At 37.8% G+C, this 15,660-nt stretch carries 12 protein-coding genes and 1 tRNA gene; 1 reads left to right on the top strand and 12 read right to left on the bottom strand.

Translation table 11 applies throughout. The annotated features are described in order from the left end of the window. Positions 1 to 63: 63 nt before the first annotated feature. Positions 64 to 1,026, bottom strand: coding sequence for a putative type VI secretion system effector (locus J3U59_RS03215; protein WP_267333386.1), 963 nt, complete (start codon positions 1,024 to 1,026; stop codon positions 64 to 66). Between the two features lie 302 nt (positions 1,027 to 1,328). On the opposite strand from J3U59_RS03215, the gene J3U59_RS03210 reads away from it, so the two are divergent. After that, complete coding sequence (locus tag J3U59_RS03210; protein WP_267333385.1) at positions 1,329 to 2,375, top strand: LacI family DNA-binding transcriptional regulator; 1,047 nt, start codon at positions 1,329 to 1,331, stop codon at positions 2,373 to 2,375. A gap of 79 nt (positions 2,376 to 2,454) precedes the next feature. On the opposite strand, the gene truB is transcribed toward J3U59_RS03210, so the two are convergent. The 11 genes from truB to J3U59_RS03155 all read right to left on the bottom strand — a co-directional run bounded on the left by truB (position 2,455) and on the right by J3U59_RS03155 (position 15,602). Continuing rightward, the gene (truB, locus tag J3U59_RS03205; protein WP_416379568.1) at positions 2,455 to 3,354 is read right to left on the bottom strand and encodes a tRNA pseudouridine(55) synthase TruB; all 900 of its coding nucleotides are present in this window, start codon (positions 3,352 to 3,354) and stop codon (positions 2,455 to 2,457) included. Between the two features lie 68 nt (positions 3,355 to 3,422). Then, complete coding sequence (gene rbfA, locus J3U59_RS03200) at positions 3,423 to 3,800, bottom strand: 30S ribosome-binding factor RbfA (protein ID WP_065798776.1); 378 nt, start codon at positions 3,798 to 3,800, stop codon at positions 3,423 to 3,425. A 65-nt stretch (positions 3,801 to 3,865) separates the two neighbouring features. Next, a complete protein-coding gene (infB, locus tag J3U59_RS03195; protein WP_267333383.1) occupies positions 3,866 to 6,547 on the bottom strand; it encodes a translation initiation factor IF-2 in 2,682 nt (893 codons plus the stop codon). A 17-nt stretch (positions 6,548 to 6,564) separates the two neighbouring features. Continuing rightward, positions 6,565 to 8,040: a transcription termination factor NusA gene (gene nusA, locus J3U59_RS03190; RefSeq protein ID WP_065798778.1), complete on the bottom strand. Its 1,476-nt coding sequence runs from the start codon at positions 8,038 to 8,040 to the stop codon at positions 6,565 to 6,567. Between the two features lie 16 nt (positions 8,041 to 8,056). Next, positions 8,057 to 8,518, bottom strand: coding sequence for a ribosome maturation factor RimP (gene rimP / locus J3U59_RS03185; RefSeq protein WP_065633366.1), 462 nt, complete (start codon positions 8,516 to 8,518; stop codon positions 8,057 to 8,059). A gap of 191 nt (positions 8,519 to 8,709) precedes the next feature. After that, positions 8,710 to 8,786, bottom strand: a tRNA-Met gene (locus J3U59_RS03180). Between the two features lie 207 nt (positions 8,787 to 8,993). Beyond that, positions 8,994 to 9,800 carry a tryptophan synthase subunit alpha gene (gene trpA / locus J3U59_RS03175; RefSeq protein WP_267333382.1) on the bottom strand — a complete coding sequence of 269 codons (807 nt, stop codon included), beginning with the start codon at positions 9,798 to 9,800 and terminating at the stop codon, positions 8,994 to 8,996. After that, entirely contained in the window at positions 9,797 to 10,990 is a 1,194-nt protein-coding gene (trpB, locus tag J3U59_RS03170; RefSeq protein WP_065633364.1) for a tryptophan synthase subunit beta, read from the bottom strand. The genes trpA and trpB overlap by 4 nt, the downstream gene beginning before the upstream one ends. A 21-nt stretch (positions 10,991 to 11,011) precedes the next feature. Beyond that, positions 11,012 to 12,394, bottom strand: a complete 1,383-nt coding sequence (gene trpCF / locus J3U59_RS03165) for a bifunctional indole-3-glycerol-phosphate synthase TrpC/phosphoribosylanthranilate isomerase TrpF (RefSeq protein WP_323849489.1) — start codon at positions 12,392 to 12,394, stop codon at positions 11,012 to 11,014. Positions 12,395 to 12,408: 14 nt separating this feature from the next. Then, positions 12,409 to 14,040, bottom strand: coding sequence for a bifunctional anthranilate synthase glutamate amidotransferase component TrpG/anthranilate phosphoribosyltransferase TrpD (gene trpD / locus J3U59_RS03160; RefSeq protein WP_267333381.1), 1,632 nt, complete (start codon positions 14,038 to 14,040; stop codon positions 12,409 to 12,411). Beyond that, on the bottom strand, positions 14,040 to 15,602 hold the full coding sequence (locus tag J3U59_RS03155) for an anthranilate synthase component 1 (RefSeq protein WP_267333380.1): 1,563 nt from the start codon (positions 15,600 to 15,602) through the stop codon (positions 14,040 to 14,042). The genes trpD and J3U59_RS03155 overlap by 1 nt, the downstream gene beginning before the upstream one ends. Positions 15,603 to 15,660: the final 58 nt, after the last annotated feature.

Below are 15,660 nucleotides of genomic sequence, written 5' to 3'. Positions count from 1 at the left end.
ATTCGGTCTTATTCCTTATTACTATTTCAACACCCGAAAAACAACCGACTCATTTTTAAACCATTATTGACCATCTTCATGTTGTGTCTTTTTATTATCCTCTGATAAAGGGTTACCTTCTTCCTTACAAAGCACTTCAGGATCGTAATAAAAAAAATAAAATCCATCACCATTTTTTGTAGGTCTTGAATAAGCATCTGTATTTTTGCGAGGTTCTAAAGAATACTTATTTTGAGCAATCAATTTAGCAATGTATTGTCTGCTCACTTTTAATAAATTAATATTACTTACGTCTTTCCATCCCAAAAGGGTAAAAATTCTTTCTGCAAGTTTTATATGGGTAGCGATAGAGTTTTTATTTACGATTAAGCACCCCGATCCAAATAAAAAACCAGTAACAGTAAAACCAATGAAAAGATTCTCAAAAGAAAAGCCTAAAATAAGGTAAGTCATCAATAAAGTTAACACAATGTAAAAAATAAACATTGGCCAAAAATACATTTTTAAGGCTTGATTGCGACCTGCAAAACATAACGGAATAAGTGAAATAATTTGCTCGCTAGGTTTTAACATGGCATACACTTCATAATAATCATCATGTTTTTCAGCGACTACTTCAACTTGATCACCCTCATTAAATTTATAATAACCCAGCCAACCTTTAAGGGTAATATCATTATTAAGTTTTGCGGTAATATATTGCGCAGGAAACATGTTACTACGATCCCCCCCATTAGCATGACCCAATGCGGCTAAACCTAAAGCTGTATTGCCATTTAACGTAGCCAGTAATGCCCGCTTCTGTAATTTAATTTTTTGTTTTTCTTTTTGTGCTTCACTTATGTAAGCACCATCTGCAAGTGGGGTATAACAAAAAAGCCCTTTAAAATCAGATAGTGTACCTGTTAATTTTATTAAGTCTTTAGGTGGTAACGTTGGATCTTCTATTTTGAGTCCTGTTTTTTTTAACACCTGATCTTTATCTTTATAAGTGATATCTTTGCCGTCATATTTTGCGTAGCACATATTCGGTCTTATTCCTTATTGCTATAAATATTCATGCATCCACAGGAATATAACAATATGATAAAATTTATTTTTTAGCTAGCTGAATTGCTAAAAAAAGAACAGATCTTTTTACTACTTTAATCAAACTAGTTTTACCTAACCGAAAAACACATTATCTAAATAATATAAATTGAGTTAACAAAATTACTACATAGTCAAAATTATTTGGAAGGCAGATCGCTAAATTCGCTCAAAATCAATTACAGAACTTAGTAACTTGATTAATGTAATTATAATTTTAATAGGCTACTTTAATTATTATGAAAAAAACTACACTGTCTGTGATTGCCAAACAGGCAAATTTATCGATTGCGTCGGTATCTAGGGTGCTTAAAAAACCTCATTTAACCTCTGTTACAACGCAATCTAAAGTTTACCGAGCGATTGAAGAGTTAAAGATTGATATAAGTTGTAATTTAAAGCCTCATAGCCATTTTGATAAATCTAATCGCATTTTAGTTTTGGATAATCAATTTACACCATATACATTAATTAACTATGGACTGGAGCAGACGTTAAGACAAGCAGGTTTTACAGTATTTTATTTTCGCTTTCCATGCCAATCTAAAACTGATATTCATCATTTAATTCAATTTATTAACCAAAACACCTTTGCCGGAATTTTAGTGATTAATGATGCACCTTACTTAAGTGAGCTTGAACAATTTAAAAAAGCATTGCCACCAATTGTTTTAATAAATCATTTTTCGCGTAATTTTACCTGTGTTTATTTTGATCATTTGATGATCGGTTACCAAATAACGCAATATTTATTAGAAAACGCACATCAAAAAATCGCAATTTTGATGAATGATAACAATAAAATTTGTTCCACACTTTTTTTGCAAGGGTATCAACAAGCGTTACTCAGAGCAAATATAGAATTTAATCCTCACTATCTTGTTGAGCGTTGCATTAGTTATGAACATGGCAGAGCTGCCGTAAAAAAACTAATCAATAGCAATAATCCACCTTCAGCGATTATTTGTGGTGATAATAGTAGTTTGAGCTATCCAGAAAAGAATTATCATAATTTGCAATGTCATCTTTCCGATTATCATGTTGTTTTAGGTGCATTACATCAAGCTCATGAAAGTCAAGCTCAGCTAGTTCGTCCGCTTACTATAACCTATGTGGGCCATGCAAGTGCAAGGCAATATAACGAATTAGATAAATTAAGTCGAATAAATAAACCATTGTATAAAATGGGCCAAGATTCCGCTAATTTGCTTTGTCAACATATTGATAATGCTATAAAAAACGTTAAAAGCTATCACATTATAGAAGCAGAACCTCGTTTTTATTAATGATTAACATCAACTTTAACTTTACCCGATATTACGAGCAATAAATAGCATAAATTATCTAGGCAACGATGTTCTATAATCAAACTGATATCAGGCGTTTTGGTGATAGTTGATTAAATTTTTGTATACCAATACCGATAAACTGTTGTTCTTGATAAATTCGAACTAATGTTTCGCTCGATACTGATGTATCAAGTACAATATTTCGGCCTAACAATATGTCTTTTCCTTGAATATCAGTTAAAGTAATTTTTGGATAATCTTGCACAGGACTATCCACTGGCATAAGTAAAGCTTGTTTATCGGTAATGTGTTGTAATTCATCCAAGCTGATCATTTTATCAATCGGATAATTTGATACTTGCAAACGTCTTAAATAAATAACATGCGCGCCACAGCCAAGTAGTTCGCCCAAATCATCAATAATGGTTCGAATATAAGTGCCCTTCGAGCAATGTATTTCTAATGTTAATTGGTTATTATCTGGATTAAATTGAATAAATTGATTTTGGTAGACAGTAATAGGCCTTGCTTCACGTTCAATCACAATACCTTGACGTGCGTACTCATATAGGGGTTTACCTTGATATTTTAATGCTGAAAACATGGTCGGTACTTGTAAAATATCGCCACGAAAATGCGTTAATGCTTCATCAATTTGTGATTGAGAAATATTAACAACTTTAGAACAAATAATTTGACCATCTGCATCTGAAGTATCAGTTCGTTCGCCTAACTGGGCAACCACGCGATAGCGTTTGTCTGAATCTAACAGGTATTGCGAAAATTTGGTCGCCTCACCAAAACAAATTGGTAACATGCCTGTTGCTAAAGGATCAAGTGCACCTGTGTGCCCTGCTTTTTTTGCATTGAACAGCCTTTTTACTTTTTGAAGTGCATCATTAGAAGTCATACCTTGCGGTTTATCTAACAATAAAACGCCGTGAATGTCACGGCGAATTTTTTTTGTATTCATCATTGGTGCTTTATATTCAAGGTTTAAGTTTTTTTAATAATTATTTGCTAAGTATAATTTTAACTTTTTAGTTAATCTTTATGCCGTTCATTGTCTTGTCTAATCACATCAGACACTAAATTAGACATTTGCATTCCTTTAACCAGTGACTCATCATAAAAGAATTTGATTTCAGGAATAATGCGTAAACGCATCGCTTTACCAATTAAGGTTCGGATATATCCTTTTGCATCATTAAGCACAGTTAGTCCCTGCTCAATAACTTGTGGATCATCATCATTAAGAAAAGTTACAAATACTTTGGCATAGGAAAGATCGCGCGAAATATCTACGCCAGAAACAGTGACCATTCCTAATCGTGGATCTTTGATTTCTCGTTGTAAGATGATCGCAATCTCTTTTTGCAATTCATGCCCAACTCGTGATGAGCGGCTAAATGTTTTTGCCATATCTATTTTCCTTAAAATATGAATAAGCAAGGCTTAAACCTTGCTTATAACATGTTTGGTAATGATTAAATGGTACGCTTGATTTCGATAGTTTCGAACACTTCGATGCTGTCACCAACACGAACATCATTGTAGTTACGTACACCAATACCACATTCCATACCATTACGTACTTCATTAACATCATCTTTGAAGCGTCGTAGGGATTCAAGTTCACCTTCATAGATAACAACGTTATCACGAAGTACCCGAATTGGATTATGGCGTTTGACCACACCTTCTGTCACCATACAACCAGCAATCGCACCAAATTTTGGTGATTTAAATACATCACGCACTTCAGCAAGACCAATAATTTCTTGTTTGTATTCTGGTGCAAGCATACCGCTCATGGCTTGTTTAACTTCGTCAATTAAGTCATAAATAACAGAATAGTAACGAAGATCTAAGTTTTCAGACTCAATAACCTTACGTGCCGATGCATCAGCACGAACATTAAAGCCTAAAATTATCGCATTTGAAGCCGCTGCTAATGAAGCATCAGTTTCGGTAATTCCACCAACACCTGAACCAATAATTTTCACTTTCACTTCATCAGTTGAAAGTTTAAGCAATGAATCACAGATCGCCTCAACCGAACCTTGAACGTCAGCTTTTAACACGATGTTAAGTTCAGATACATCACCCTCAGTCATGTTGGTAAACATGTTTTCAAGTTTCGCTTTTTGTTGACGCGCAAGTTTCACATCACGGAATTTACCTTGTCGATAGAGCGCAACTTCACGCGCTTTCTTTTCATCACGAACAACAGTGGCTTCATCACCTGCTGACGGTACGCCAGAAAGACCTAAAATTTCAACCGGAATTGAAGGGCCCGCTTCGGTAACTTCTTTACCTAATTCGTTGCGCATTGCACGAATACGGCCATATTCAAAACCACACAGAACGATATCGCCTTTTCGTAAAGTACCTGATTGAACTAGCACTGTTGCAACTGAACCACGACCTTTATCTAAGAATGATTCAATTACCACTCCGCTCGCCATACCAGATTCATACGCAGTAAGCTCAAGGACTTCGGCTTGTAATAAGATTGCTTCAAGTAATTGGTCGATGCCGGTACCTGCTTTAGCCGAAACATGAACAAATTGAGTATCACCACCCCAATCTTCTGACATAACGCCATATTGGGCCAGTTCACCTTTTACGCGCTCAGGATCGGCTTCTGGTTTGTCGATTTTATTCACTGCAACAACGATTGGTACATTTGCCGCTTTCGCATGTTGAATAGCTTCAATAGTTTGTGGCATCACACCATCATCAGCCGCTACAACTAATACCACGATATCGGTTGCTTTAGCACCACGAGCACGCATTGACGTAAATGCAGCATGGCCTGGTGTATCTAAAAAGGTGATTTCGCCATTTGGTGTTTTTACATGGTAGGCACCGATGTGCTGCGTAATACCACCGGCTTCACCCGATGCCACTTTCGCTTTACGGATGTAGTCAAGTAATGAAGTTTTACCATGATCAACATGTCCCATGATAGTGACGACAGGCGCTCGAGCAACTTTTTCAGCACCGGTATCACGGTCGCTCATGAGCGATTCTTCAAGTTCGTTTTCACGACGAAGTACCACTTTGTGTCCCATTTCTTCGGCAACAAGTTGTGCCGTTTCCTGATCGATAACCTGATTAATGGTTGCCATCGCCCCCATCTTCATCATAGTTTTGATAACTTCAGAACCTTTAACAGCCATTTTATTAGCAAGTTCAGCAACAGTTATCGTTTCACCAATGACTACATCACGGTTAACGGCTTGAACAGGTTTAGTAAAGCTTTGTTGCAATGCACTTTTACCTTTCTTTTTGTGACCACTACGCGTAACGGCACGGGCTTCTTCTCGTTCAGCTTTACCTTCAGATAATTTACTAGCTTTTTTCTGTTTAGTTTGTTTACCGCCACGACCTCGGCCTCGACCACCTTCGACTTCTCGGTCGGTATCATCTTCAGCAGCGCGTGCATATTTAGATGTGGTGACATGATAATCATCATCTTCACTATTGTCGTTATCATCAGTATCACTATATTGCTCGGCTAGTTTGCGAGCTTCTTCGGCCATACGTTTAGCATCTTCTTCTAATTTTCGACGATTTTCTTCTTCAGCTTTACGTTTTATTTCGTTGGCCTCTGCTTCTAAACGCGCTTTTTCTTCTTGTGCTTTTTTTACTTTAGGATCCGTTGTCGGCTCTTGCACAGGTTTAGCGGCTTGCTGTTTAGCTTTCTCTTCTTGAGCACGTTTTTTAGCCTCTTCTTCACGTTTTTTAGCTTCTTGCTCTGCGGCTAACTTCGCTTTCTCTTCAGCTTCTTTACGCGCTTGTAATTCTGCTAATTCTGCTTCTTGTTTAGCTTTTTCAGCTTCTAGACGTGCTTTTTCTTGCTCGGCAGCAATTTCAGCCGGATCGCGTTTTACAAAAGTACGTTTTTTACGGACTTCGACTTTAATTTCTTTGCTTTTGCCACCCGCACTTGACACATTCAACGTTGAATGAGTTTTACGTTGTAGTGTTAATTTTGTTGGACCTTGCTGAGGATTTAAATGCGCAAGCAAAGCTTCTTTTTCCTTTTGTGTAACAGTGTCAGACGCGGTTTTTTTCATCCCAGCATCGGCAAACTGTTGCAAAAGTGTTTGCACTGGAGTATTTATCTCTTGAGCCAGTGTTTCGATTGATACTTTGGTCATGTATTACTTTCCCTCAATTATTCATTTGCAAACCAACAAATATTACGTGCAGCCATAATAAAATCGCCAGCTTGTTTACTTGTTAAACCTTCAATATCCACGAGATCATCGGTACCTTGTTCTGCTAAATCTTCCAAAGTAATAACGTCATGTTGGGCTAATTGGTAGGCTAATTCTTGTGTCATACCCGGTAAATCTAATAAATCTTGCGCCGGTCTTTTATCGCCACTATGAGCAAGCGCTAAGGTTGTTAAAGCATCTTTTGCGCGATTTCTTAATGCTTCAACCAGTTCTTCATCAAGTTCTTCAATTTCAAGTAATTCATCAACCGGTACATAAGCAAGTTCTTCTAGCGAAGTAAAACCTTCTTCAACTAATAGTTGTGCCAGATCTTCTTCAATGTCTAAATGCTTCATTAAGTTACTGATTGCAGCAAATGATTCGGCATGATGTTTTTCTTGTAAATCTTCGGTACTCATTACATTTAACGTCCAACCCGTAAGTTGTGATGCTAAACGGATATTTTGACCATTACGACCAATAGCCTGTGGTAAAGTATCAGCATTAACAGCCACATCCATTGTATGTTTATCTTCATCAACAACAATTGACACAACATCAGCAGGTGCCATAGCATTAATCACGTACTGTGCAGGGTTATCATCCCACAATACGATATCAATACGTTCACCACCAAATTCATTCGAAACAGCTTGGACTCGAGCGCCTCGCATACCAACACATGCACCAACTGGATCGATACGACGGTCGTTACTGCTAACAGCAATTTTAGCGCGAGAACCCGGATCACGAGCAACACCTTTAATGTCGATCATCTCTTCACCAATTTCAGGGACTTCAATACGGAATAGCTCTTCCATCATCTCTGGGTTAGACCGGCTAATGCATAACTGCGCTGGTTTATTATCTTGTTCAACCAAATATAAAATACCGCGTACACGATCGCCAATACGGAAGTTTTCGCGTGGCAGCATATCATGACGTGACATCATTGCATCGGCATTATTACCTAAATCTAAAATCACGCTATCGCGATTGGTTTTTTTGACGATACCCGTTACGATTTCACCAATTCGGTTTCTAAACATGTCAATGACCATTGCACGCTCAGCTTCGCGTACTTTTTGTACAATAACTTGTTTCGCCGTTTGTGTTGTAATTCGGTCAAAAGCAACAGATTCAATTTGTTCTTGAACATAGTCACCAATTTTTAATGTTGGATCTTCATATTGCGCTGCTTCTAGGGTTATTTCTTTAGTTGGTTGTGTAACTTCATTGACCACCAACCAACGGCGAAATGTATCATAATCGCCAGTTTTATGATCAATTTTTACCACAACATCAATATCAACATTATGTTTCTTTTTAGTGGCTGTTGCTAATGCGGTTTCTAACGCTTCAAAAATTTTGTCACGCGTTAGTGCTTTTTCATTTGATACTGCTTCAACAACAGCTAAAATTTCTTTATTCATCCTTTACACCCGTACTCTATTTAAGGTTAAAATTAGGTACTATATTTGCTTTTTGAATATTGCTAAAAGCAAACACTTCATCGTTATTATCCACCGTTAGTGTAATCATCTCATTATCAATGGATTTTATCTGTCCTTTCCATTTGCGACGATTAGCAACAGGAATACGCAGACTAATTGTGACCTCTTCACCAACAAAACGTTGATAGTGTTCTAACGTAAACAGTGGTCTGTCCATACCTGGTGATGAAACTTCAAGGTTATAAGCATCTTTGATAGGATCTTCCACATCAAGCACAGCGCTAATTTGTCGGCTAACATCAGCACAATCATCAACAGTTATACCGTTTTCACTATCTATATAAACTCGTAACACTGGGTAACGGCCACGAATGTATTCAACGCCAACTAACTCAAAACCAAGGGCATTCACAGGTTCTTGTATGATATCCGTCAATTGCTGTTCTATATTAGCCAAACAAACCTCCACTGCAAAAAATAAAAAAAGGGCATATAGCCCAACATTCCTTTTAAACTTACGCTTAAATCAAAACACGAAAAAAAACCTCGACATGCGAGGCTACATTTAAAACTAACTATAATGAAGCCACTTGATTCGAACTTTCACGCAATAAAAAGGGTAAATTGATTTATGAATGAAAATCTAAGTGGTTGCGGGGGCTGGATTTGAACCAACGACCTTCGGGTTATGAGCCCGACGAGCTACCAAGCTGCTCCACCCCGCGATAGATGGTTGAAGATTATACCTTATTTTAAATAAAGTGCAACGTGTAATAATGTTAATTTTAGCAAATATAGCTGAAGTAATTGATTAATCTAACAGAATAAATTTCAGTCTTTTTTACAAAACAAATGTAAAATAAGTAAGCAAAATGGCATAACCAAATCTATAAAAAAATAAAATATTCCGCTGAATTCTCAGCGGAAAAAAATTATTTAGACGTCGCTAATCTCATCTTTTTAACAAACTCGGTCATTTCATTGAGCATTTTTTCAGGTTCATCTAAATTTTTCTCGATAATTTTGACTGTCGCAGATCCGGCGATCGCACCAGCTGTACCTGATTTAATTGCTTCACTCACTTGTGAGGGTTCTGAGATACCAAATCCTTGAATCGCTGGCGGCGCGCCGTACTGAGTCAATTTTTGGATTAAATGCGTTAAAGGTTTATTGGCGCGATTTTCAGTACCGGTTACGCCAGCACGTGACACAAGATAGGTGTAACCTTTACCCAATTCAGCTATTTTTTTAATAACTTCGTCATCAGCATTTGGTGGGCAAATAAAGATTGGCGCAATCTTATATTTTTCTGCATGTTTGGTAAATTCTTGTGCATACTCAACCGGTAAATCAGCAATTAATACTGAATCTACGCCTGCTTTTGCACATTTCGCATAGAAGTTATCAATACCATTTTTAAAAACTAAATTAGCATAGATGAGTAAGCCAATAGGAATATCAGTATGATAGCTTCTGATTTGAGTTAATATTTCAAAACATTTTTCAACACTAATACCACCTTTAAAAGCGCGAATATTCGCATTTTGAATGGTTGGTCCATCGGCCATAGGGTCAGAAAACGGAATACCCAGCTCTAATGCATCCGCACCAGCATCAATTAAAGTTTGTATTATTTGTAAAGAGAGTTCTGGATTAGGATCCCCAACAGGAACAAAAGGAACAAATGCGCCCCGCTTTTCTTGATTTAATTTATCAAATAATTTTTGATAACGGTTCATTCAATTTCTCCTTTTGCTTTTAAAATATCATAAACAGTAAAGATATCTTTATCTCCGCGGCCCGATAGATTGACAATCAACAGCTGTTCTTTATTAGGATTTTCTTTGATCATCTTTAGTGCATAAGCTAAAGCATGCGATGATTCTAACGCAGGAATAATACCCTCATGACGCGACAACGCTTTAAAGGCATCTAACGCTTCATCATCGGTAATCGAAACATATTGCGCACGGCCGATACTATCTAAATAAGCATGTTGAGGTCCAACCGATGGAAAATCAAGGCCCGCTGATATCGAATACGACTCTTCAATTTGTCCTTCATCAGTTTGCATCATTGGCGATTTCATACCAAAGTAGATACCCAATTTACCATGTTTTAATGATGCACCATGTTCACCGCTTTCAATGCCGTGTCCACCCGGTTCAACACCAATTAAGCGTACTGATTTTTCTTCAATAAAATTTGCAAACATACCAATTGCATTAGATCCACCGCCAACACAAGCAATCACGGCATCAGGCAAACGTCCTTCTTTTTCTAATATTTGCTGTTTGGCTTCGCGGCTAATCATCTGCTGAAATTCACGTACAATAGTCGGGAAAGGATGTGGACCTGCTGCGGTACCAAGCATATAGTGAGCTTTTTCATAACTTCCTGACCAGTCACGCAATGCTTCGTTACAAGCATCTTTTAAAGTAGCTGAACCTGTTTCAACCGGAATCACAGTCGCTCCCATTAAACGCATTCTAAACACATTAGGCGCTTGCCGTTTAACATCTTTTGCGCCCATATAAATACGGCATTTTAAGCCAAGTAACGCACAGGCCAGTGCTGATGCAACGCCATGCTGCCCTGCACCGGTTTCGGCAATAATTTCGGTTTTGCCCATACGTTTGGCAAGTAACGCTTGCCCTAATACTTGATTGGTCTTGTGCGCACCGCCATGTACAAGATCTTCACGTTTTAAATAGAGTTTAGTTTTAGTGCCTGCAGTTAAGTTTTTACATAAAGTAAGCGCAGTTGGTCGACCGGCATAATTGACTAATAAATCATTAAACTCTTTTTGAAAACTTGGATCATGAATCGCTGATAAAAAAGCATCCTCAAGTTGCTCAAGCACAGGCATCAATATTTGAGGGACATACTGCCCACCAAACTCACCAAAATAAGGATTTAATTTTGACATAACTATTCCTTTTAACATTAATTAAATTTGTTCAAATACAGCTTGAATTTTGTGTTTATCTTTAATACCCGGCGAAATTTCGATACCAGAATTTAAATCCACCCCAATCACATTTGTAGCTAAAGCATTTTTTATATTTTGCGGATTAATGCCGCCGGCTAAAATCACATTAGTTAAATCTTGCCCTGCTAGTAGTGACCAATCAAAGCTTTTACCCGTTCCCCCGGCGCCATGATCAAATATATAACGACTGACTAACGGATTATTGTGTTCGGGGATGGTATTGCTGATACTTAATGCTTTCCAAATCTGACAATTTTTAGGTAATTTTTCACGTAATAATTGGATATATTGGTTATCTTCATCACCATGCAATTGAACAGCATAAAGTGAAAGTTGTTCAGCTATTTGACAAACTTGATCTATCGTTTCATTTTTAAACACACCTACCCAATTTAGCGGCGCAGCTGAAATGACTATTCGGGCATTTATTGGCGAGATATAACGAGGTGATTTTGGTGCAAATATCAATCCACCATATACCGCACCGGCTTGGTAAGCTGCTATCGCATCTTCAGCGCGAGTTAAACCACAAACTTTATTTTCACCCAGCATGACTTTACGAATCGCTAAGGTTAAATTAGGTTCTGACATCAGCGCGCTACCAATTAAAAAACCATTAGCAAACTGACTTAATTCTTTAACTTGATTATGTGTGTAAATCCCCGATTCGCTGATAATAATGCGATCATCAGGAATCGTTTTCGATAGATTTTTAACGCGATTTAAATCGACACTCAAATCACGCAAATTACGATTATTAATGCCTATCACTTTAGCACCAAGTGCAATTGCTCGTTCCACTTCGGCTTGCGTGCTTGCTTCGGTTAATATGCCCATATTGAGTTGATGAGCGATACGGCTTAAGTGACGATACTCATCGTCATTGACGACTGATAGCATTAATAAAATGGCATCGGCCTGATAATAACGCGCTAAGTAAATTTGATATTCATCAATAATAAAGTCTTTGCAAAGAACAGGCTGAGTTACCTCATTACGTACGATAGGCAAAAACTCAAAACGTCCTTGAAAGTATTTTTCGTCGGTCAACACCGAAATAGCCGAAGCATAATCTTTATACACTTTGGCAATAGTTGCAGGATCAAAATCATCCCGAATTAACCCTTTTGACGGTGAGGCTTTTTTGCATTCTAAAATAAATGCTGTTTTAGTTTGATTCAATGATTGATAAAAATCACGATCACTAGGCTTCACATCCATTTTAAATGTTTCAAGCGGTTTTGATGCTTGCTGTGAGACTAACCAACTTTGTTTATCTTCGATGATTTTTTTCAATACGGTTGCCATTTCAACATTTTCCGTTAATGCTGCAATTGCCATATTTTTCTCCACTGTTATCTTGCCGCTAATTGCTGTAATAGTTGATAAGCTTTACCACTACGCATCATTTCAATCGCTTGTTTAGCATTTTGTTTTAAATCGGACTGACCAAACAAACTCATTAACATCGCAACGTTAGCGGCGATCGCTGCTTCATGAGCCGGTTTGCCATGTCCTTGTAAAATCGCAATTAACATATCACGATTCATCTCTGGCGTGCCACCTTCAATATCTTTTAATGTATATTGCTGTAAGCCGAAATCTTGCGGTGTTAATGTAAAGTAACGAATTTTGCCATTATGCACTTCAGCCACTTGCGTTTCACCATGAATCGCAACTTCATCCATTCCTGAACCATGTACCACATAGGCATGGGTATAACCTAACATAGTTAACGTTTCAGCAATCGGTTTAATTAAATCTGGGTGATATACCCCTAATAAAATTCGTTTAGGACGAGACGGATTAATGAGCGGCCCTAGTACATTAAAAATCGTTCGAGTCTTCAATTGCTGACGAACCGGCGCGGCATGACGAAAACCTGAATGATATTGCTGAGCAAATAAAAAACATACACCAAGCTCATCTAACGCCTTACGCGAATCTTCGGCCGGCATATTTAATTTAATGCCTAAAGCAGACAACACGTCTGATGAACCTGATTTACTCGACACCCCACGGTTACCATGTTTAGCCACCTTATAACCTAACGCAGCAGCCACAAAGGCACTGGCGGTTGAAATATTAATACTGTTGGTACCATCACCACCTGTTCCGACAATGTCGGTAAACGCATAATCTGGAATAGCAAAACTATCGGCATTTTCAAGCAACGCTTGCGCAGCTCCTGCGATTTCATCTGGCTTTTCACCGCGAACTTTCATACTAATTATTGCTGTTGCCAATACCGTCGGTTCGATTTTACCTTGAATAATTAAATTGAACAGTATTTTACTTTCTTGTTGGCTTAATACCTGTCCTAAATATAACTTATTGAGAATAGGTTGAATATTATACTCTTGCTTATCAATAATGGCTTCTTGTTTTGGTTGCGCTGTTTTTTGTGATGGATTAAGCGCCCACTCAATGGTTTGCTCAAGCAGTTTTACGCCTTGAATAGTTAAAATTGATTCGGGATGAAACTGAAAACCACACACCCGATCCTCATCATTACGCACCGCCATCACAATATTGTTACACAAGGCATTAATGGTTAGAGTTTTAGGAATATTTTCGCCTTTTAATGAATGATACCGCGCGACCGGTAATGGATTAGGTAAGCCTTTAAACATGGCTTGTTCATCGTGTTCAATAAGTGAAGCTTTGCCATGTAAAATATCACCCGCCGGTACAATGCTTCCACCATAAGACTCAACAATCGCCTGATGACCAAGGCAGATACCTATAATCGGTAATTTACCTTTTAGGCGTTTAAGTAATTCTGGCATACAACCTGCTTCACTTGGTGCGCCGGGTCCTGGCGATAACATCAAAATAGGATTTTGCATTTGTGAGAGTTTTTCAACTATCACATCAGCCGGGATCGTATTACGGTAAATCGTCACATGATGTTGGCTATTACGTAGTTGATCGACGAGGTTATAAGTAAAAGAATCAATATTATCAATAAATAAAATATTAGCCATTAGAATACACCTTCTACATTATGTGCTGCCATAATTGCTCTAACCACAGCGCGGGCTTTATTACGTGATTCGTCGGATTCAAATTGTGGTTCAGAATCTAAAACCACGCCACCGCCAGCTTGAACAGTCGCTATGCCGTTTTCAACATAAGCACTACGAATCACAATACACGTATCAAGGTCACCATTGGCAGTAAAATACCCTACTGCCCCACCATAGCTACCCCGTTTAACTTTTTCTGATTCGGCAATCAATTGCATTGCACGAATTTTGGGCGCACCGGTTAATGTCCCCATATTCATGGTAGCTTGATAAGCATGAAGTGCATCTAAATCTTCACGTAATTGACCAATGACTTTTGACACCAAATGCATCACAAACGAATAGCGATCAACTTTGAGTAAATCTTTAGTATATCGTGTACCCGGCTGACAAATACGTGCTAAATCATTACGAGCTAAATCGACTAACATTAAATGTTCTGCTAGTTCTTTCTTGTCGGTACGCATATCTAACTCTAAACGACTATCTAAATCATAATCAATGTCGCCATTAGCGGTTAAGCCTCGAGGACGCGTTCCGGCAATAGGATAGATTTCAACTTGATTGGTGGCTTTACTATATTTAAGTGCGCTTTCTGGTGAAGCACCAAATAACACAAAATCCTTATCTTGCATATAAAACATATAAGGGCTTGGATTATTAGTTTTAAGAAGTTGATAGGCAGACAAAGGCTTAGGACAAGGCAGTGTAAATCGACGAGATGGCACTGCTTGAAATATTTCGCCTTGTTGAATCGCATCTTGCATCTTTTTAACTATGGTATTAAAGTCATCATCACTTTTATTACAATCAACAATAATATTGGCAAGGGATTGAGTAGGAATTGGCTTTATCGGTTGGTTTAACAAAGTTTGCAGCTCATCAATACGTTTAGTTAAACGTTCCACTTCGTTGGGATCAGCCGTGAAAGCGGTCGCTTTTAATATTGAAACGTGATTTTGATGATTAATTTCTAATAACGTTTCGGCTAAATAAAAACAAAAATCTTGGCAGCGCATATCAGTAGGGAGTTTAGGTAAATTTTCAAAACCAGCCACCAAATCATAACTAAATAGCCCGCCAACAAAAATCGCATCATGGCTTGCTTGTTTCGAATAATTCACAAGACTAAGTAGCGTTCTTAACGCATCAAAAACGGATAGCGATTTTAATCGAGAATCCTCATCTTGCATGGCATCAACTTGAGGAAACACCAATGTCAACTTTGACGTTTCAGCTTCAACTTTCACAGTACTTGCTGAAAATGCATCGGCAAGTAAAGGTAACAGCGTTTGCCCATTTGAAGTTAAAGCTTCAAATATCACCTGCTGATCGATTGCCGAAATGCGTAACGCACTATCCACAATCATCACACTTTTTATGCCTTGCTTGTTATCGATTTCGGCTGATTCAAGCAGCAATGTAGCTGGCCTGTCATGACATAATTGATAAAATACCTGAGTCGGATCTTGATAATAACCAATGGTTTTGGTTATCTGCGTTAATGTTGGCTTATTCATTGTTGACTCTCTATTTTTAAATTTTTATTTAAACTATGCATTTAATTATGAAAAACTA

It is taken from the genome of Gilliamella sp. B3783, assembly GCF_026536125.1.
Lineage (GTDB): Bacteria > Pseudomonadota > Gammaproteobacteria > Enterobacterales > Orbaceae > Gilliamella.
This window is presented reverse-complemented; position numbering and strand designations above follow the sequence as displayed.

Coding starts and splice junctions, on each gene's coding strand:
- rbfA (WP_065798776.1), bottom strand. CDS start 3,800: ATGGCAAAAACATTTAGCCGCTCATCACGAGTTGGGCATGAATTGCAA.
- nusA (WP_065798778.1), bottom strand. CDS start 8,040: ATGAATAAAGAAATTTTAGCTGTTGTTGAAGCAGTATCAAATGAAAAA.
- J3U59_RS03215 (WP_267333386.1), bottom strand. CDS start 1,026: ATGTGCTACGCAAAATATGACGGCAAAGATATCACTTATAAAGATAAA.
- trpA (WP_267333382.1), bottom strand. CDS start 9,800: ATGAACCGTTATCAAAAATTATTTGATAAATTAAATCAAGAAAAGCGG.
- trpB (WP_065633364.1), bottom strand. CDS start 10,990: ATGTCAAAATTAAATCCTTATTTTGGTGAGTTTGGTGGGCAGTATGTC.
- J3U59_RS03155 (WP_267333380.1), bottom strand. CDS start 15,602: ATGAATAAGCCAACATTAACGCAGATAACCAAAACCATTGGTTATTAT.
- infB (WP_267333383.1), bottom strand. CDS start 6,547: ATGACCAAAGTATCAATCGAAACACTGGCTCAAGAGATAAATACTCCA.
- truB (WP_416379568.1), bottom strand. CDS start 3,354: ATGATGAATACAAAAAAAATTCGCCGTGACATTCACGGCGTTTTATTG.
- trpCF (WP_323849489.1), bottom strand. CDS start 12,394: ATGGCAATTGCAGCATTAACGGAAAATGTTGAAATGGCAACCGTATTG.
- trpD (WP_267333381.1), bottom strand. CDS start 14,040: ATGGCTAATATTTTATTTATTGATAATATTGATTCTTTTACTTATAAC.
- J3U59_RS03210 (WP_267333385.1), top strand. CDS start 1,329: ATGAAAAAAACTACACTGTCTGTGATTGCCAAACAGGCAAATTTATCG.